This is a genomic window from Sphingomonas sp. (assembly GCF_019635455.1).
Lineage (GTDB): Bacteria > Pseudomonadota > Alphaproteobacteria > Sphingomonadales > Sphingomonadaceae > Sphingomonas.
This window is the reverse complement of sequence record NZ_JAHBZJ010000012.1, coordinates 61,751-80,242: the sequence shown is the minus strand read 5'-3', so window position 1 is coordinate 80,242 and position 18,492 is coordinate 61,751. Positions and strand designations below refer to the sequence as shown.

The following is an 18,492-nucleotide window of genomic DNA, read 5'->3' as shown; positions in this document are numbered from 1 at the left end:
GCGCCATGATCGAATCGAGTCGCGGATATCATCTCCTCGACAAGGGCGAGGACCAGCAGCGCGAGGGGCATCCCGACGCGGCGCGCCGATCGGTGGCCGATGCGATCAGCAACTTCAGATATGATTGCGACCTGGGCGGAGAAGCCACGGCGTTGTGCCGGCAAGCGCGGATCGCCCGCGCGTGCGGCGACCTGGCCTGGGCGCAACACGACCAGCAGGCGGCCATCGCGCTGCTGCGCAAGGCGGGCGATGGCACGGCGCTGGCCCGCGCGCTGGCCGATGCGGGCGACCTGTTCCTGGAGGTGGGCGAACTGGCGCACGCGGCGGCATCGTTGAACGAGGCGTTCGAACTCTATGAAATCGCGCGTCCGGCGCCGCTGTCCGACATCGCCGACGCGGTGCGCACCGTCGCGCGGCTGGCCGAGGCGATGGGCGAGCCGGAACAGGCCCGGCGCATGTGGGTGGACGCGCGCGATCGACTGGCCGCCGGCGACGCGCCGGACGCGCGGATCGCGGAGGCCGAGGCGCGGATCGCGGCGCTCGGCTGACCGATCAGGGTGCCAGCAGCCATTCCAGCGCGGACGCGCGCGCGGAGAACAGCGTGATATCGGGCCGCGCGGTCCGCACCCGCTGAAGCTGCATCGTCATCAGCGCTGAGGGCGACACGAACGCCACCTTGCGGGCGCGGATGCGACGATAGACCGGGTTGGCGAAGGCGACGTGGAGCAGTTCGATCGTTTCCGGCGGGGCGGCGATGACCGCGCTGAAGTCGTAGAGCGTCACATGCTTGCCCGCCGCGTCGCCCAGCGTGTCGATCGCGCGGCGCGTTTCCATCGTATAGTGGTGCAGCGATGCCGGGGTGAAAAAACCCGAGGGCGTGACGATGACGAGGTTGCGAACCCGGTCGATCTCGATGGCCTGAACGGGCTGAGCTACGGCGGACATGGCGTAGGGTTAGTGGCGATTCACTTAAATTTGGTTGCCGCCGATCACGCGCGAACCACCCCTATCTCCTTGAACGGGCGGGGTTCGTCGGGCGGAATCGCGCTGTCGTTCAGTTCGCACTGCCAGAAGCCGACATCGATCCACCGGCCCTGTTTATACCCTACCTCGCGATAGACGCCCGCGCGGCGAAAGCCCACCGCTTCATGCGTGCGGATCGACGCGTCGTTGGGGAGCGCGATCCCGCCGATCGCCTGGGTAAAGCCCTGGGCGCGCAGGGTGCGGATCAGCGTTTCGTAGAGCAGGCGGCCGACGCCCTGCCCCTGCACCGCCCCGGCGACATAGACCGAGGTTTCGACCACATAGCGATAGGCGTCGCGCTCACGGAATTTGGTGGCATAGGCATAGCCCAGAACCCCCTGGCCTTCGCCATTGGTGGCGACGATCCAGGGATAGAGACCGTCGGATGCCTCCATCCGCGCGCGCATCGCCCGGGTGTCGGGCGGGGTGAATTCGAAACTGACCGTGCCGGTGAGCACATAGGGCGCATAGATCGCCGCGATCGCCGCCGCGTCGCCCGGCTCGGCGGCGCGAATCCGGACGGGACTCACCAGGCGAGCTTTGCGAGCACCAGATCCATCAGCCGCACATCGGCCTTGCTCGGCGCGGCGATCGGCCCGAACGCCGCGCATTCAAGGCAGCGCGCCTGCATCGACGTGCCGGCGGCAAGCCGGCGCGCATCGCCCAGCGCCTGGGCGAAGACGGCGCGACGCTCCGCCGCGATGCGCGCGTAGAGATCGCCGCGGCTTTCCGGCATCGCTTCCTCCTCGTCATCGCCGCTGCTCGCCCAGTTGGCGATCAGCGTTTCGAAGAAGCCCGGCTCCTTTTCCAGATAGACGGCATGCACGTTCTTGGGATCGAGCTTGGCGCGTTTCGCCGCCTCCGCGATCGCGTCGTCAAGATTGCCGAAGCGATCGACCAGCCCCAGCTGGCGCGCGGTGCCGCCGATCCAGACGCGGCCCTGGCCGATTTCGTCCACGCGCTGCGGCGTCATCTTGCGCGACTGGGCGACGAGGCCGGTAAAGCGGCGATAGCCGTCCTCGATCCCCGCCTGCAACACCGTGTCGAACACCTGGTTCGTCCCCGAATAGATGTCGGGCTGGCCGGTCAGCGGCGTCGTCTGCACGCCGTCCGCGCTCACGCCGATCTTTGCCAGTGTCTTTTCGAAGGTCGGCAACAGGCCGAAAATGCCGATCGATCCGGTGATCGTATTCGGCTCGGCAAAGATGATGTCACCGGGGGTCGAGACCCAATAGCCGCCGCTCGCGGCCAGGCTGCCCATCGACGTCACGACCGGCAGGCCCTGTGCCTTGGCCTGGAGGATCGCCTGGCGGATGCGTTCGGAGGCGAGCGCCGATCCGCCCGGCGAATCGACCCGGACCACCAGCGCCTTCAGCTTCTTCTTCGCCAGCCCCTTGAGGAGCTGTTCGGCGATGGCGTCGCCACCCGCCTGATCGCCGGCGCCCTTGCCATCGACGATCTCGCCGGCGACGGTAATGACGCCGATCGCGTCGCCACCGGTGGGCAGCGGATGCGCCTGCAACCAGTTGGCGTATTTGATCGCGCGATAACTGCCCGCCGGCTTGCCGTCATCGACGCCGGCAAGTTCGGCCACGCGCTTGCCAAAGGCCAGGCGGTCGCCGACCTTGTCCACCATGCCCAGTTCCAGATTGGCCTTGGTGAAATCGCCCTTCGCCGCCGTCACGACCGCATCCGGGGTCATCAGCATCGGGTCGATCCGCGCCTTGGGCCGGGCGGTCTTCACCGCCTGTTTCCACTGGTCGAAGATCGCGCCGTACAGCGCCTGGTTCGCTTCCCGCGCCTCGGGCGACTGGTCGCTGCGGATATAGGGTTCGACCGCCGACTTGAACTTGCCGACCTTATAGACGTGCGCGGTCACGCCCAGCTTGTCGATCAACCCCTTGTAATAGAGGCGCGATCCGCCCGGGCCGCTGAACAGGATGCCACCCATCGGATGCACCCACACCTCGCTGGCATTCGCGGCGAGCAGATAGGCGCTGTCGCTATAGCCGGTGGCATAGGCCAGCACCGGCTTCTTCGCGTCGCGCACGCGGCGGATCGCCTCACCCACCTGGGTGATCGCGGCGGGATAGCCGCCCATGAACATGTCGAGATCGAGCACCACCGCCTTGACACGATCGTCGTCCTTCGCCGCGTCGAGCGCGCGGACGATGTCACGCAGGCGCATCTCCTTGGGCGCGTCGCCGCCGCCGATCGCGGCGAGCGGATCGACCCGTGCCGGCTGTTCGACGATGGTCCCGGCCATATCGAGCACGAGCGCGCCGTCCTTCACGGCGGCCGGATTGGGCTTGGCCGACAGGACCGCGAACAGCGCCCCGAAGAAGAACAGCATGAAGAGCAGGACCAGCGCGTCCTTGATCCCCACCAGCAGCTTCCATGCGCCGCGTACCAGTTTCACGTGTCGGTCTCCGAAAATGCCCCGTCCAGATGAACGCACAGGTAAGGCCTGCGGGCAGGCGAGTAAAGCGGCTGTATTAATAGAGTGATACAGACGATGATCGGTCCGACAGATTCTTTCGGTCGTCCCGACGCAGACCCGTTGACGCCCCGCATGGCCACGCCCATATGCCCGCCGCTGGCACTCATCGATGACGAGTGCCAACACTGATACTCAACCCGTGTTCAGGAGAGCACCATGAACTTTCGCCCGCTGCACGATCGCGTGCTGGTTCGCCGCGTCGAGGCCGAGGAAAAGACGGCCGGCGGCATCATCATTCCCGACACCGCCAAGGAAAAGCCGCAGGAAGGCGAAGTCGTCGCCGCCGGGTCGGGCGCCAAGGCCGAGGACGGCAAGGTCACCCCGCTGGACGTCAAGGCCGGCGATCGCATCCTGTTCGGCAAATGGTCCGGCACCGAGGTCAAGGTGAACGGCGAAGACCTGTTGATCATGAAGGAAAGCGACATCCTCGGCATCATCGCCTGAGGCCCGCATTCCACCATTCCATTCCATCTTCAGATTTGAAAGGGCAGTCACATGGCAGCCAAGGACGTCAAATTCTCACGCGACGCGCGTGAGCGCATTCTCAAGGGCGTGGACATCCTCGCCGACGCGGTGAAGGTCACGCTGGGGCCGAAGGGCCGCAACGTCGTGATCGACAAGAGCTTCGGCGCGCCGCGCATCACCAAGGACGGCGTGAGCGTCGCCAAGGAAATCGAACTGAAGGACAAGTTCGAGAACATGGGCGCGCAGATGGTGCGCGAAGTCGCCAGCAAGACCAATGACGTCGCTGGCGACGGCACCACGACCGCGACCGTGCTGGCCCAGGCGATCGTGCGCGAGGGCATGAAGTCGGTCGCGGCCGGCATGAACCCGATGGACCTGAAGCGCGGCGTCGATCTCGCCGTCAGCAAGGTCGTTGCGGACCTTCAGGCGCGTTCGAAGCCGGTTTCGGGTTCGAGCGAGATTGCCCAGGTGGGCATCATCTCGGCCAATGGCGACAAGGAAGTCGGCGAGAAGATCGCCGAAGCGATGGAGAAGGTCGGCAAGGAAGGCGTCATCACCGTCGAGGAGGCCAAGGGTCTCGAATTCGAACTGGACGTCGTCGAGGGCATGCAGTTCGATCGCGGCTATCTGTCGCCCTACTTCATCACCAACCCGGAAAAGATGTCGGTCGAACTGAACGATCCGTACATCCTGATCCACGAAAAGAAGCTGTCGTCGCTCCAGGCGATGCTGCCGATCCTCGAGGCGGTGGTGCAGTCGGGCCGTCCGCTGCTGATCATCGCCGAGGATATCGAGGGTGAGGCGCTCGCGACGCTGGTCGTCAACAAGCTGCGCGGCGGCCTGAAGGTCGCGGCGGTGAAGGCGCCCGGCTTTGGCGATCGTCGCAAGGCGATGCTGGAAGACATCGCGATCCTGACCAAGGGCGAAGTCATCAGCGAAGACCTGGGCATCAAGCTCGAGTCGGTGACGCTGGGCATGCTCGGCACCGCCAAGCGCGTCACGATCGACAAGGACAACACCACCATCGTCGATGGCGCCGGTGAAGCCGATGCGATCAAGGGCCGCACCGACGCGATCCGCCAGCAGATCGAGATCACGACCAGCGACTATGACCGCGAGAAGCTCCAGGAGCGTCTGGCGAAGCTGGCCGGCGGCGTCGCCGTCATCAAGGTCGGCGGCGCGAGCGAAGTCGAGGTGAAGGAGCGCAAGGACCGCGTCGATGACGCGCTGCACGCGACCCGCGCCGCGGTGGAGGAAGGTATCGTCCCCGGCGGCGGCACCGCGCTGCTCTATGCGACCAAGGCGCTGGACGGCGTCGATGGCGAGAATGAGGACCAGACGCGCGGCGTGGACATCGTCCGCAAGTCGCTGACCTCGCTCGTCCGTCAGATCGCCGCCAATGCCGGCCATGACGGCGCGGTCGTTTCCGGCAAGCTGCTCGATCAGAGCGACACCTCGTTCGGCTTCAACGCCGCGACCGACACCTATGAAAATCTGGTGTCGGCGGGCGTGATCGATCCGACCAAGGTGGTCCGCACCGCGTTGCAGAACGCGGCGTCGGTCGCCGGCCTGCTCATCACCACCGAAGCGGCGGTGAGCGAGCTGCCGGAAGACAAGCCGGCAATGCCCGCGATGGGCGGCGGCATGGGCGGCATGGGCGGCATGGACTTTTAAGTCCGCATCGCTTCGCACCTTGCGAAAACGGGAAGGGCCGGCGGGAAACCGCTGGCCCTTTCCTGTTGAAGATAAAGGCGAAAATCGACCTCCGCGCCTTTTGTCGCATCGCACAGGGGCAGGCGTAAAGCGCGCGCGCATTGGCGGCGCGCTTCGTGCCTTCGCACCGCGTCGAGGAAGGAGGGGCTGCCGCTGCGGCAGGACCATGTGCCGATCTTTCTCCAGCGCAACGCATCCGACCCGACCGACTATCCCAGCATCTCGCCGAACCGGGTGGTCGAATTGGCGGACGCAACCGGCCCTCCGACGCCACAAGGCGTTCGCCATGGCTAAACGCGCGTTAACCAACAGGTAGCGCTCGGCGTGCCAGGGTGCCGGCGATGCGCCCGTCCCTGCCCCCCATCCTGCCGCTGGCGGTGTTGCCGCTACTGCTGTTCGGCGCCTTCTTTCACTGGCAGATCCTTGATGTCGCCAATATCGGCTGGCTGTTGCGGGGAAGCGACAATGGCGAGAATGCGCTGGGGCTGCACGCGTTTCTGAACGATCCCGCGCCCGCCTTCCTGCGCACCTCGTTGCTGAACGCGCCGGACGGCGTCGGCCTGTTGTTCACCGACAGCAACCCGCTGGTCGGACTGATCGCATGGCCGCTGCGCAGCCTGTTGCCGCCCCCCACCCAGCTGATCGGCTGGTGGATTCTGGCGTGCCTGTATTTGCAGGTCCTGTTCGCCTGGCTGTTGCTGCGCCGCCACGCCCCCGGCCCGGTCACCTTATGGTGCGGCGTGCTGCTGCTGGCCGCGCTGCCGAGCCTGTTCAACCGATATATCCACGCCAATCTGATGGCCCACTGGCTGATCCTGTGGGCGCTGTGGCGCTTCGTCACGCCCGAACGCGCGCGATCGAACGCGGGCTGGGCGGTGCTGATCGCGGTGACGGCGATGATCCATTCCTATCTGCTGGTGATGGTCGGCGCGATCTGGGCGAGCGCGATGGCCGAACGCGCGTGGCGCGAACGCGATGGCGTGCCGCGCCTCATCGCCGAATGCGCCGCGATGCTGGCGATGGTCGCGGCAATCGCCTGGGCGCTGGGGGTGATCGAGCCGCATCGCGCATCGGGCAATTACGGCGCGTTCGCGATGCCGATCGACGCGCTGTGGAACCCGGGGGTCGAGGGCTGGTCGCGCTTCCTGCCCGCCATCGCGCAACGCCCCGGTCGCGGGTTCGAGGGATTCCAGTATCTCGGCCTGGGGCTGCTGATCGCGCTGGCGGCGGCGGCGATCCTGCGGCGCGGACTGCCCCCGGCCAAAGGCGAGAGCGACCCGCTCGACCGGCTGAAATGGCTGGTCCCGGCGCTGATCGTCCTGACGCTGCTGGCGATCAGTACCTATCCCGATTTCGCCGGGCAGAAACTGCCCCGGATGCCGCTGCCCCAGACGGTGGCCAACGCGCTCGACGCGGTGCGCGCGTCGGGGCGGCTGTTCTGGCCGGTCGCCTATGTGCTGGTCTATGCCGCGATCCGGATCCTGTACCGGTTGCCGGCGGAGCGCGCGGCGCTCGCGCTCGCGGCGCTCGCGCTGGTACAGGTCGCGGATATCGCGCCGATGGCACATGCGGTCCGCGCGCAGAGCGCGGAAGCGGCGTTAGACGCGACATGGGTACGCACCCGCTCGCCGCGCTGGCACGGCATGATCGGACGCGCGCGCGACATCGCGTTCGTTCCGGCCGACGTCACCGGCGATCTTGCGCTGTTCCAGGAGGTCGCGTGGCGCGCGGCCGATGCAGGCGTGCCGGTGCGCACCGTCTATGCCGCGCGACCGACGCTGGCGAGCGAGGCGCGGCAGGCGCGCGAGACCGCCGATTTCCGCGCCGGGCGGCTGGCGCCGGGCCGGCTCTACATCGTCACCGACGCCACTCCGCTTCCGCCGGGGGCGCAGCTGCTGATGCTGGACGGCGTCACCCTCGCCTATCTGCGCTGACCGCGCGGGCGGCGGGTCGGCGCGTGAAAATCAGGTGGCTTGCCCGCAATCCAGTCGAGGAAACGCCGTATCCCGGGCCGGTCGCGCACTCCATCGACCCGCGCAAGTTCGGCGTTGCCGATGCCGGCATGGATCGCGCGGTGGCAGATCGGATGAAGCGGCACGCGATGCCGCCCGCCCTCGCTCTTCGGCACGACATGGTGCCATTCGACGCGTGCGCCCAGTTCACGGTCGCACAAGGCGCACCGGTCGGGTGCCGCACCGGCCGGTGCGCCTGCCAGCGCGCCCGACCCTTGCCGATCCTCCCGGTTCATTTTTCGCCTCCATCCCGACGGAGGAGACTGCACCGTTCAGCATTTCTTCGTCAATTTCGCCGACAGGGGACAGACGGTGTCGGATTTGTTTACACTCGCCAGCTAAGGATTGAGCAGCCATGATCCGCCTGTTCAGACATTATATTCCCAATGCGGTGCTGTTGCTGGCGCTGTTCGACGCGTTGGTGCTGGGCGCCGCGGCGGAGTTCGGCTGGATCTTTCGCGCCGATCAGATCGGCATGGCGATCGAGCCGATCGTCAACCGCCTGCCCCAGATCCTGACCTTTGCCGCCGCGCTGGAACTCGCGATGATCGCGGTCGGAGTCTATGGCGCGGACGCGTTGCAGTCGCTTCGCATCGCGACCGCGCGGCTGATCGTGGCGGTATCGCTCGGCACCATCTTTCTGTCGGTGATCTTCTTTCTGATCCCGGCGCTCACCTTTTGGCGATCCAATCTGCTCTACGCGATGGGCGCCGCGCTGGTCGGCCTGTTCATGCTGCGCATCCTGCTCGGCAAGACACTGGGCGGACAAGTGTTCAAACGCCGCGTCGTGGTGCTGGGTGCCGGGCCGCGCGCCGAACGGCTGAAGACGCTCTCGCGCAAGCCGGGATCGGCCTTCGTCGTCGTCGGCTATGTCGCGATGGCTGAGGGCAATCGGGTGATCCCGGAGGCGATCGCGCGCGACGCCATCTACAATCTGGCCGACCATGTCGTGCTGCTGAATGCGAGCGAGGTGGTTCTGGCGCTGGAAGAGCGCCGCAACGCGCTGCCGCTCAAGGACCTGTTGCGGATCAAGACCACCGGCGTCCACGTCAACGAGATTTCGACCTTTCTGGAACGGGAGACCGGACGCGTCGATCTTCAGTCGGTCAATCCCAGCTGGCTGATCTTTTCCGACGGCTTCTCGTCGGGACGGATGCTGTCGAGCATGTCGAAACGCCTGTTCGACATCACCGCCAGCCTGATATTGCTGGTCCTCACCCTGCCGCTGATCGTGCTGAGCGCGATCGCGATCAAGCTCGAGAGCCGGGGGCCGGCCTTTTACCGGCAACGCCGCGTCGGTCTGTACGGACAGGGGTTCGACATCATCAAGCTACGCTCGATGCGTCAGGACGCCGAGATCGGGGGCAAGGCGGTGTGGGCGGAAAAGGACGATCCGCGCATCACCCGCGTCGGCCGTTTCATCCGCAAGGTGCGGATCGACGAACTGCCGCAATGCTGGTCGGTGCTGAAGGGCGAAATGAGCTTTGTCGGCCCGCGCCCGGAGCGGCCCCAGTTCGTCGAGGATCTGGAGCAGCAGCTGCCCTATTATGCCGAACGCCACATGGTCAAACCGGGGATCACCGGCTGGGCGCAGATCAACTATCCCTATGGCGCGTCGATCGAGGACAGCCGCCAGAAGCTGGAATACGACCTGTATTACGCGAAGAACTATTCCCCCTTTCTCGACCTGCTGATCCTGCTTCAGACGATCCGCGTCGTGCTGTTCCCCGACGGGGCGCGCTGAAGCAATGGTCGCGACCCTGATCCTGTGGGGTCACGCGCTCGCCGCGCTGTTGTTCGGCGCGCTGGGGCTGTGGACGCTACGCACCGGCGATGGCGCGCTGCCGCGCCGGCCACTCGCTGCGGCGCTGGGCCTTACCGCGCTGTGGGCGCTGGCGGTGGCGGGGATCGGCGATAACGACCTGATCACGCGGATCGCACTGGCGGGACGGAACCTGGCGTGGCTTGGATTCATGGCGGCGCTGTATCGCCACCGGCTGGCCGAGCAGGCGCCGGCATCGATCGGCACCGTCTATGGCGTCGTCGCGGCGGTCATCGCCGCCGCGCTGGCGGTCGATATCGCCACCGTCGCCGCACCGCAAATGGGCGAGGATGTCGGCGAGGCGGCGGCATTGCTCAAGATGATGGTGGCGGTCGCTGCGCTGGTGCTGGTGCAAAGCCTGCACGGCGCACTGGCATCGACCCGCGCGATCGCGGCACGCCCGCTGGTGCTCGCGCTTGGCGCGCTCTGGCTGGTCGATATGAACGTACTCGCCTTGTCCTATCTGACCGATGGCTGGCCGACGACCATGATCGCGGTGCGCGGCGTCGCGATGGCGCTGATCGCGATCGCGATTGCCGCCGGGCTGCAACGGCGGGGCGAATGGCCGATGCAGATTTCGCGTGCGGTCGCCTATCAGGCGCTCTCGCTCGTCGCGATCGGGCTGTACTTCACGCTGCTGGCGGTCGCCACGCGCACGCTGGCGGCGATCGGCGGAGAGAATGCGCGGCTGTTCCAGACCGCATTCGTGTTCGGATCGACCGCCGCGATCCTGACGCTGATTTCCAGCTCATGGCTGCGGGCGTGGCTGAAGGTAAAGCTGGCCAAGCATTTCTTTCGCCACCGCTATGACTATCGCGCCGAATGGATGCGGTTCACCGAGACGCTGGGCGAGCCGGAGGGCAGCGCGCCGCTGGACGAGCGGATCGTGAAGGCGGTCGCCGACCTGATCGATTCGCCCTCCGGCGTGCTGCTGGTGCCGCAGGGCGAGACGCTGGGCGTGGGCGCGGCATGGAATGTCGGGCGCGCCGCCCTGCCCGCCGGCTATGGCGAAAGCTGGCGGCTGGACCGGATCGATCCGGGCCATGTGCTGGAATTCGACACCGGCGCCGGTGCCGACGGCGCGCCGCCGTCGATCCGGGGATGGAGCGCGGCATGGACTGCGGTGCCGCTGCCCCATCACGGCCGCCTGACCGGGGTGATCGTGCTGGCGCGCCCGCCGGTGCCGCGCGCGCTCGACTGGGAGGATTTCGACCTGTTGAAGGCCGCCGGCCGGCAGGTCGCCAGCCATCTGGCCGAGGAACGCGCGCTGGCCGCACTGGCCGAGGCCGAGCGGTTCGACGAGTTCAACCGCCGGTTCGCATTCATCATGCACGACATCAAGAATCTGGTGAGCCAGCTGACCCTCGTCGCGCGCAATGCCGAGCGCCACGCAGACAATCCGGCCTTTCGCGCCGACATGGTGGCGACGCTCCAGGACTCGGCGGGCCGGATGAACGCGATGCTCGCGCGGCTGTCGCAGCATCATCGCGCGCGTCGGGAGGAGCCGGTGGTGACCCCGCTCGCCCCGCTCGCCCGTCGCGTCGCCAGGGCGCATCACGGACACCATCCGATCGAGGTGAGCGCGGCCGGCGACCCGCTGACCATGGCCGATCCGGCGCGGCTGGAAACGCTGATCGGCCATCTGGTCCAGAACGCGGTCGAGGCCAGCACGCCCGGCGCGCCGGTCCGGCTGGATATCGCGGTCGTCGGCGACGAGGCGCGGATCGACGTCATCGACACCGGCTGCGGCATGTCGCCTGCATTCGTGCGCGAGAAGCTGTTCAAGCCGTTCGTTTCCTCAAAGCCCGGCGGCTTTGGCATCGGCGCGTTCGAAGCGCGCAAGCTGGCCGACGAGATGGGCGGGCGGATCGAGGTGGAAAGCACCGAGGGGCGCGGATCGCGCTTTCGGATCGTCCTGCCCGCGGCGGTTCCCAATCAGACTGTCGGGAAGGCGGCGGCATGAGCGATCCCAAACCCAAGCTGCTGATCGTCGAGGACGATGCCGGGCTCCAGCGCCAGCTGCGCTGGGCCTATGAAGGCTATGAGATCCTGACCGCCGGCGACCGCGAGAGCGCGATCGCGATGCTGCGCGCGGAAGAGCCGGCGGTGGTCACGCTCGACCTTGGCCTGCCGCCCGATCCGGACGGGACGCGCGAGGGGTTCGCGGTGCTGGAGGCGATCCTGGCGCTCAAGCCCGATACCCGCGTCATCGTCGCGTCCGGCCATGGCGAGCGCGCATCGATGCGCCGCGCGATCGAGATGGGGGCATGGGATTTCTACCAGAAGCCGATCGACATCGACGCGCTGGGCCTGATCGTCGCGCGCGCATTCCATGTCCACGCGCTGGAGGCGGAGAACCGCCGGCTGGCCACGCGGGCGGGAACCGACACCGCGCTGGGCGGGATCATCACCGGCGCTCCGGAGATGTTGAAGGTCACCCGCACGATCGAGCGCGTCGCGCCTGCCGACGTGTCGGTGATGTTGCTGGGCGCGAGCGGCACCGGCAAGGAACTGCTCGCCCGTGGCCTGCACGCGGCGAGCGGGCGCAAGGGCGCGTTCGTCGCGATCAACTGTGCCGCGATCCCCGAAACGCTGCTCGAATCCGAACTGTTCGGGCATGAAAAGGGCGCCTTCACCGGCGCGGTGAAGACCACCGAAGGCAAGATCGAACAGGCGCAGGGCGGCACGCTGTTCCTGGACGAGATCGGGGACGTTCCGTTGCCGCTTCAGGTCAAGCTGCTGCGGTTTTTGCAGGAGCGGGTGATCGAGCGGATCGGCGGGCGCCGACCGATCGCCGTGGACACGCGCGTGGTGTGCGCGACGCATCAGGATGTCGATGCGATGATCGCGGCGGGAACGTTTCGCGACGACCTGTATTACCGGCTGGCCGAGATCGTGGTGCGGATCCCGGGCCTTGCCGAACGGCCCGGCGATGCCGGCCTGCTCGCGCGTCATCTGCTCCACAAGCACGCCGCCGCGATGAAACTGGGCGCGAAGAGCCTGGCACCCGACGCGATCGACGCGATCGACGCATGGCACTGGCCCGGCAATGTCCGCGAGCTGGAGAACCGCGTGAAGCGCGCCGCGATCATGGCGGACGGCAAGATGGTGACCGCAGCCGATCTGGACCTCGCCCCCGAAACCCCGGCCGAGGCGATCAACCTTAAGGCCGCGCGCGAGGCCGCCGACCGCCGCGCCATCGCCCATGCGCTGTCCCGCGCGGAGGGCAATATTTCCGGCACCGCCCGCCTGCTCGGGATCAGCCGACCCACCCTTTATGATCTGATGAAGGCCTATGACCTGCAACCCTGACGCGCATCGTCCCGCCAATGCCGGGGGAATGCCGGCATGAACGCGATGACCGACATCCCGGCCGAGCCGCAGCTGCGGGTACGCCGCCGGCGCGGCAGCAGCGGCCGCGCACGGCGGATGACCCTGTTGCGGCGCTTGCTGGTCGTGGCGATGTGCCTGGGCGCGTTCGCGGTCGCGATCCTGGCCTTTCGATCGGTCGTGTCGAACCGGATCGATCCCGCCGCCGCGCGCGAATCGCTGGCGCGGGCGCAGGCCTATCTAAAGGCGAACAACGCGTCTGCCGCGCGCAGCCAGGCGTTCAGCGCGGTGCGCGCCGACCCCAAATGGGGCGAGGCCAGCCTGATGCTCGCGCGCGCCGACCTGATGCTGGACGAAGGCGTGGCCGGCGAGGCGGCGCTGCGCCGCGCGATCGACAATGGCGTCGATCCCAAACGCACCGTCGCGCTGATGGCGCATGCGATCCTGTTGCAGGGCGATCCGCGCCGGGCGATCGTCGAAAGCCGCAAGGCGCCCGAGGCCGACCGCCTGTATGCGCTGCGCGTGCAGACCCGCGCCTATGCGACCGGAGGCAATCTCGCCGCCGCGCAGGAGGCGGCGATGGCCGCCGTGCGCCTGGCCCCCGAAAGCGCCGACGCCTGGACCGAACTCGGCCGCTTCCGCTTCAACGCGGGCGACATCGTCGGGGCGATCGAAGCCGCGTCCAAGGCGGTGGACCTGGACAAGGGCAATACCGACGCGCTGTTGCTGCGCGGCGAACTGGTACGCACCCAATATGGGCTTAGCGCCTCGCTACCCTGGTTCGAGGCGGCACTGAAGCGCGATCCCTATCGCCACGCCGCGCTGATCCAATATGCCGCGACGCTGGGCGATGTGGGACGAACCCGCGACATGCTGGCGGTCACACGCAAGGCGATGGAGGCGCATCCGCTGAGTCCGCAGGCCTTTTACCTGCAAGCGGTGCTGGCGGCGCGGGCGCAGAATTTCGACCTTGCCCGCCAGCTGTTGCAGCGCGCGGGCGGTGGCATCGCCGGCCTGCCCGGCGGGGTGTTGCTGGGCGGCACGCTGGACATGGCCGACGGCAATTATCAGCGCGCGATCGAGAAATTCCGCTACCTCGTCAGTCAGCAGCCGATGAACATCACCGCGCGCAAGCTGCTTGCCGCCGCGCTGCTGCGATCGGACGCGTCGAAGAACGGGATCGACACGCTGCGCCCGGTCGTGGCGCGCGGGGACGCCGATTCCTATGCGCTGACGCTGGTCGCGCGCGGCTATGAACGGATCGGCGAGCGCGCGTTCGCCGCGCAATATTTCGACCGGGCCGCCTATCCGGCACGCGACGGATCGGTGTGGTTCAGCTCCGACGACGCGCTGCCGATGCTGTCCGCCGCCGCGGCCAAGGCCCCGACCGACGATCCGCGCGCGATGATCCCGCTGATCCGCGGCATGATCGAACATGGCGACACGGCGCAGGCCCTGGCCAAGGCGAAGGAGATCGCCGGCCGCAATCCCGGCGCGCCCGCCGCGCACAGCCTGGTCGGCGACACGCTGATGCTGATGAAGCGCCCCGCCGACGCCGTCCCCTATTACAAGGCGGCGGCGAGCATCCGGTTCGACGAGCCGACGATGCTGCGCCTGGTCGAAGCGCTCGACAAGGCGGGGCAGCGGCAGGATGCGTCCAACGCGCTCGCGCTGTTCCTTTCGCAGAACCCGCTCGACCTCGCCGCGCTGCGGCTGTCGGCGGCGTGGCAGGCGGCGGCCGGCGATTACGACGCCGCGATCGATTCGCTGGAAGCCATCCGGTTGCGGATCGGCGACCGCGATGCCGGCCTGCTCGCCGAACTGGCCTATGCCTATGCAGCGGTGGGCGAGCCCGAACGCGCCGCGCATTATGCCGATGCGGCCTATGCGATCGCCCCGTCCAACCCGGCGGTGGCCGGCGCGCTGGGCTGGACCCTCGCGCGGTCCGGCGACACCGCCGGCGGGATCGAGGCGCTCGAAAAGGCGGTGACGATCGCGCCGCGCCATCCGATGCTGCGCTGGCAGCTGGCCCAGGCCTATGTCGATGCCGGGCGCAAGGCGGATGCGAAGACGCAGGCGCGGGCCGCGATCGCCATTCCCGGCTTTGCCGAGAAGGGCGCGGCGGAGGCGCTGCTGGCGAAAGCGGAGTAGGCGCGGGACCGGGAACCGCGCCGCAGCGAAGACGATCGCGTGGCGCCGCCGGCCGCTCCCCGCCCTGCCGCGCCCCGCCCTGCCCCACCGATCGCCCCGCCGCCATTGCCAAGCGGGGCTCCAGTGCGTAGCGCGATGCGTCGATGACCGACCCGCTCGACCGCATCGCCGCCGCGCTGGAGCGGCTCGCGCCGCCGCCCGCTCCGCTCGCGGATCTGGCCGTGCATCCCGCCTATGTCTGGCATCGTGGCACGCTGGTCGCCGCCCGCGCCTTCGCGCCGCTGCCGCTCGACGAACTGGTGGGCATCGACGCGCAGAAGGAGGTCTTCGTCGAGAATGTCCGCCGCCTCGCCGCCGGGCTGCCCGCGCATGACGCGCTGTTGTGGGGCGCGCGCGGAACCGGCAAGTCCGCGCTGGTGAAGGCGGCGGTCGCCGCGGTCCAGGGCGCGGGCGGCGACATCGCGCTGATCGAGGCGCCGGCCGACGCGCTCGACAGCCTGCCCGCGCTGTTCGCCCACATCGCCGGGGCGCCGCGCGCGTTTCTGCTCTTTGCCGACGATCTCGGCTTCGACGCGGCGGCGGACGGCCGGGCGCTGCGTTCGCTGCTCGAAGGCGGGGCGGAGGCGCGACCGGCGAACGTCCGGCTGGTCGTCACGTCGAACCGCCGGCACCTGATCCCGCGCGACATCGCCGAACAGGCGAGCGCGATCAATCCACGCGACAGCATCGACGACAATCTGGCGCTGGCCGACCGGTTCGGCCTCAGCCTGGGCTTTCACGCGATCGACCAGGACATCTATGTCGAGATCGTGCGGACCTATGCGGCGCACCATGGCCTGCCCTTCGACGCGGCGGAGGCGATCAACTGGGCGACGCGGCGCGGCAGCCGGTCGGGCCGGGTCGCGTGGCAATATGTCGTCGATCTGGCGGGACGCCACGGCATCAGGCTGTGAACGGCCGCCTCGCCATCCAGCACCTCCATCTTCACTGGACAAAGGCAGGGCGTGGCCCCGAATCGGGGACGGTGCGCAACGCGCTGCGCCGGCAATTCCCTTATCGCGCGCCGTTCGACAGCGATCCGGGCTGGCTCCATCGCATCGTCGCGCGGCATCAGGGCGGATATGTGCCGACCGAGGCGTGGCACGCGTTGCGCGACCTCGACCCGGAGCTGGTGCCGGTGCGCACGCGGATGCACGACGACAGGCTCGATATCCGGATCGTCGGGCAGGGCGCGAGCGCGTACCGGGCGGGGACCGGTGGCCTGCTCGCCCGGCTGCCGTTCGGCCGGCGGCTGATCGTGCGGACCAACTGGAAATGGGACGGCGGCACCGAGCGCCTGTTCTACGAGGACCATTATCATGTCGGCTGGGCGGCGGAATCGACGCTGGACCTGCCGCTGTTCCGCGAGATCGACGCGCGCCCCCTGTTGTATTGACGCGACGATCCGGATCGCCAGCAAAATGATCCTGATCGAAATCAATTAACCCGTTCTGGTCCTTGACTTCCCATACCGAATCCCGGTCACGTTACGGTGATGATACGGCTTGGCGAACTCGACCTTCCCGACCGGCTCGCGCCGATGCCGTCGCCCTGGGCGACGCAGATCGGGTTCGGGCTGCTGTGCGCGGGCGCGGCGACGATGATCCGGGCGCTGATCGACGCATTTTCATTCGGCGCCGGGCCGTTCGCGGTCGGCTATCCGCTGGTGATGATCGCCACCCTGTTCGCGCGGTGGAAGGCGGGCGCGGTGGCCGCGGTCGCAACGGTGCTCTACGCCTGGTATTTCTCGCTTCCCGTCTATGGCAGCTTCACCTTTGCCGATCCGGCGGATCTCCCGCGCCTCATCGTCAACGCCATCGCCTATGCGCTGATCGTCGGGCTGGCCGAGCTGTTCCGCCTGGCGGTCCGCAACGCGACGCAGGAACGCGATCGCGAGATTGCGCAGCGCGACCTGTATCTTCAGGAATTCGAACACCGGGTGAAGAACAATTTCATGCTGGTGACCGGGATGCTCGACCTGCAACGGCGGCGGTCGGACGATCCGGCGACGGTGGAGGCGCTGGGGGCCGCGCTCAACCGGGTCGAAAGCATCGCCCGCGCGCATCGCCACCTTTATGCCGGGAGCGACGCGCCCGGCACCGTCGATATGGCGATCTACCTCAGCGAATTGTGCGCGGCGCTGGCCGATGCGCTGTCGCTGCGCGCGGCGATCGCGCTGGAGTGCGTGTCCGAACATGTCGCCCTGCCCCGCGACCGGGCGGTCGCGATCGGCCTGGTGCTGAACGAACTGGCGACCAATGCGGCGAAGCACGCCTTTCCGGGGCGCGACGTGGGGACGATCACCGCGCAATTCACGCGCACGCCCGACGGCTATCGCCTGAGCGTGATCGATGACGGCGTCGGCATGTCGCCCGAAACGCTGGCCGAGGGGCGCGCAGGCGGGCTGGGCAAGAGGCTGGTCGATGCCTTTGCGCGACAGGCCGGCGGCACGTTGGTGATCGACAGCGGCACGCGGGGAACCGTCGCGGTGCTGAACCTGGACAATTGAACGGACCCGGGGCGCGTTTCGGCCGTTGTTGCGTCATGGCAACGAACCCCGCGCCGCGTGAGGCGGTCCTGATCGTCAACGCCCGCTCGCGCCGCGGTGCCGACCTGTTCGACCAGGCGAAGCGCAAGCTGGAGGCGGCCGGCGTCCATCTGCGCGCCGCCCATCCGGTGCGCGACCCCGCGCGCCTGAACGACACGATCCGCGACGCGGTTCGCGCCGGCACGCCGATGGTGATCGTCGGCGGCGGCGACGGCACGCTGTCGGGCGTGGTCGATGATGTGGTGGGAAAGGACACGGTGTTCGCGGTGCTCCCCTTTGGCACCGCGAACAGTTTCGCGCGCACGCTGGGCCTGCCGCTCGATCTGGACGGGGCGGTCGAGGCGATCGTGAAGGGGCATACCGCGCGCGTGGACCTGGGCATGATCGACGACGATTATTTCGCCAACGCCGCCGCCATGGGCCTGTCGCCGATGATCGGGGAGAGCGTGCCGCACAATCTGAAACGCTATCTCGGCCGGGCCGGATATCTCACCTGGGCGGTCTGGTGCTTCGTTCGCTTCCGCCCGTTCCGCGCGGTCGTCACCGACGGGCGCGGCACCCATAAATTATGGGCGAGCGAGGTTCGCATCCTCAACGGTCGCTATCATGGCGGGGTGGTGATGAGCGACGACGCGTCGGTGCAGAGCGGCGACATGATGATTCAGGTGGTGACCGGGCGCAATCGCTGGCGGCTTGCCTGGGACTGGTACGCGCGGTTCTTTCGCCTGCGCAGCCGCGAGAAGACGGTCGAGGAATTTCGCGGTGCGCGACTGGAGCTCGACACGCGCCCCCGTCACCGCATCTCGATCGACGGCGAGGTGCTGGCGCGGGTGCCGGTGACGGTAAAGGTCGCCGAACGCGCGATCGAGGTGGTCGTCCCCGGCTGACC

16 protein-coding genes are annotated in these 18,492 nt (G+C 68.0%); 12 read left to right on the top strand and 4 right to left on the bottom strand.

All coding sequences use genetic code 11. The annotated features are described in order from the left end of the window. The first annotated feature begins 5 nt into the window (after window positions 1-5). Window positions 6-548, top strand: a complete 543-nt coding sequence (locus KF783_RS14250; RefSeq protein ID WP_294080475.1) for a hypothetical protein — start codon at window positions 6-8, stop codon at window positions 546-548. 4 nt (window positions 549-552) lie between these two features. Here the strand turns inward: KF783_RS14250 and KF783_RS14245 are convergent, their stop codons facing one another. From KF783_RS14245 to sppA, 3 genes are read right to left on the bottom strand one after another with little or no spacing between them, the layout of a single operon-like run. Further along, the gene (locus KF783_RS14245; protein ID WP_294080473.1) at window positions 553-945 is read right to left on the bottom strand and encodes a hypothetical protein; all 393 of its coding nucleotides are present in this window, start codon (window positions 943-945) and stop codon (window positions 553-555) included. Window positions 946-989: 44 nt separating this feature from the next. Then, the gene (locus KF783_RS14240) at window positions 990-1,556 is read right to left on the bottom strand and encodes an arsinothricin resistance N-acetyltransferase ArsN1 family B (protein WP_294080515.1); all 567 of its coding nucleotides are present in this window, start codon (window positions 1,554-1,556) and stop codon (window positions 990-992) included. Continuing rightward, window positions 1,550-3,442, bottom strand: a complete 1,893-nt coding sequence (gene sppA / locus KF783_RS14235; protein WP_294080471.1) for a signal peptide peptidase SppA — start codon at window positions 3,440-3,442, stop codon at window positions 1,550-1,552. The genes KF783_RS14240 and sppA overlap by 7 nt, the downstream gene beginning before the upstream one ends. 237 nt (window positions 3,443-3,679) lie before the next feature. Here sppA and groES point away from each other — a divergent pair, with 237 nt between their 5' ends. The 3 genes from groES to KF783_RS14220 all read left to right on the top strand — a co-directional run bounded on the left by groES (window position 3,680) and on the right by KF783_RS14220 (window position 7,635). Further along, window positions 3,680-3,967 carry a co-chaperone GroES gene (groES, locus tag KF783_RS14230; protein WP_294080469.1) on the top strand — a complete coding sequence of 96 codons (288 nt, stop codon included), beginning with the start codon at window positions 3,680-3,682 and terminating at the stop codon, window positions 3,965-3,967. A 51-nt stretch (window positions 3,968-4,018) separates the two neighbouring features. After that, window positions 4,019-5,662, top strand: a complete 1,644-nt coding sequence (groL, locus tag KF783_RS14225; protein ID WP_294080467.1) for a chaperonin GroEL — start codon at window positions 4,019-4,021, stop codon at window positions 5,660-5,662. Window positions 5,663-6,042: 380 nt separating this feature from the next. Next, window positions 6,043-7,635 carry a DUF6311 domain-containing protein gene (locus tag KF783_RS14220; RefSeq protein WP_294080465.1) on the top strand — a complete coding sequence of 531 codons (1,593 nt, stop codon included), beginning with the start codon at window positions 6,043-6,045 and terminating at the stop codon, window positions 7,633-7,635. On the opposite strand, the gene KF783_RS14215 is transcribed toward KF783_RS14220, so the two are convergent. Beyond that, window positions 7,623-7,949: an HNH endonuclease gene (locus KF783_RS14215; protein WP_294080463.1), complete on the bottom strand. Its 327-nt coding sequence runs from the start codon at window positions 7,947-7,949 to the stop codon at window positions 7,623-7,625. The genes KF783_RS14220 and KF783_RS14215 overlap by 13 nt on opposite strands. Window positions 7,950-8,068: 119 nt before the next feature. Here KF783_RS14215 and KF783_RS14210 point away from each other — a divergent pair, with 119 nt between their 5' ends. The 8 genes from KF783_RS14210 to KF783_RS14175 all read left to right on the top strand — a co-directional run bounded on the left by KF783_RS14210 (window position 8,069) and on the right by KF783_RS14175 (window position 18,490). Further along, window positions 8,069-9,457 (top strand): TIGR03013 family XrtA/PEP-CTERM system glycosyltransferase, encoded by a 1,389-nt coding sequence (locus tag KF783_RS14210; protein WP_294080462.1) that lies wholly within the window; start codon window positions 8,069-8,071, stop codon window positions 9,455-9,457. A gap of 4 nt (window positions 9,458-9,461) precedes the next feature. Beyond that, window positions 9,462-11,498 (top strand): XrtA/PEP-CTERM system histidine kinase PrsK, encoded by a 2,037-nt coding sequence (gene prsK, locus KF783_RS14205; protein WP_294080461.1) that lies wholly within the window; start codon window positions 9,462-9,464, stop codon window positions 11,496-11,498. Further along, window positions 11,495-12,847 carry a PEP-CTERM-box response regulator transcription factor gene (prsR, locus tag KF783_RS14200; RefSeq protein ID WP_294080459.1) on the top strand — a complete coding sequence of 451 codons (1,353 nt, stop codon included), beginning with the start codon at window positions 11,495-11,497 and terminating at the stop codon, window positions 12,845-12,847. The genes prsK and prsR overlap by 4 nt, the downstream gene beginning before the upstream one ends. Window positions 12,848-12,883: 36 nt before the next feature. Then, window positions 12,884-15,016 carry a tetratricopeptide repeat protein gene (locus KF783_RS14195; RefSeq protein WP_294080456.1) on the top strand — a complete coding sequence of 711 codons (2,133 nt, stop codon included), beginning with the start codon at window positions 12,884-12,886 and terminating at the stop codon, window positions 15,014-15,016. A gap of 143 nt (window positions 15,017-15,159) precedes the next feature. Next, a complete protein-coding gene (locus KF783_RS14190; protein WP_294080454.1) occupies window positions 15,160-15,969 on the top strand; it encodes an ATP-binding protein in 810 nt (269 codons plus the stop codon). After that, on the top strand, window positions 15,966-16,451 hold the full coding sequence (locus tag KF783_RS14185) for a hypothetical protein (protein ID WP_294080452.1): 486 nt from the start codon (window positions 15,966-15,968) through the stop codon (window positions 16,449-16,451). Before KF783_RS14190 ends, KF783_RS14185 begins: the two co-directional genes overlap by 4 nt. Before the next feature lie 99 nt (window positions 16,452-16,550). Further along, on the top strand, window positions 16,551-17,564 hold the full coding sequence (locus tag KF783_RS14180; RefSeq protein WP_294080450.1) for a sensor histidine kinase: 1,014 nt from the start codon (window positions 16,551-16,553) through the stop codon (window positions 17,562-17,564). A 35-nt stretch (window positions 17,565-17,599) separates the two neighbouring features. Continuing rightward, a complete protein-coding gene (locus KF783_RS14175; protein WP_294080448.1) occupies window positions 17,600-18,490 on the top strand; it encodes a diacylglycerol kinase family protein in 891 nt (296 codons plus the stop codon). Window positions 18,491-18,492 lie beyond the last annotated feature (2 nt).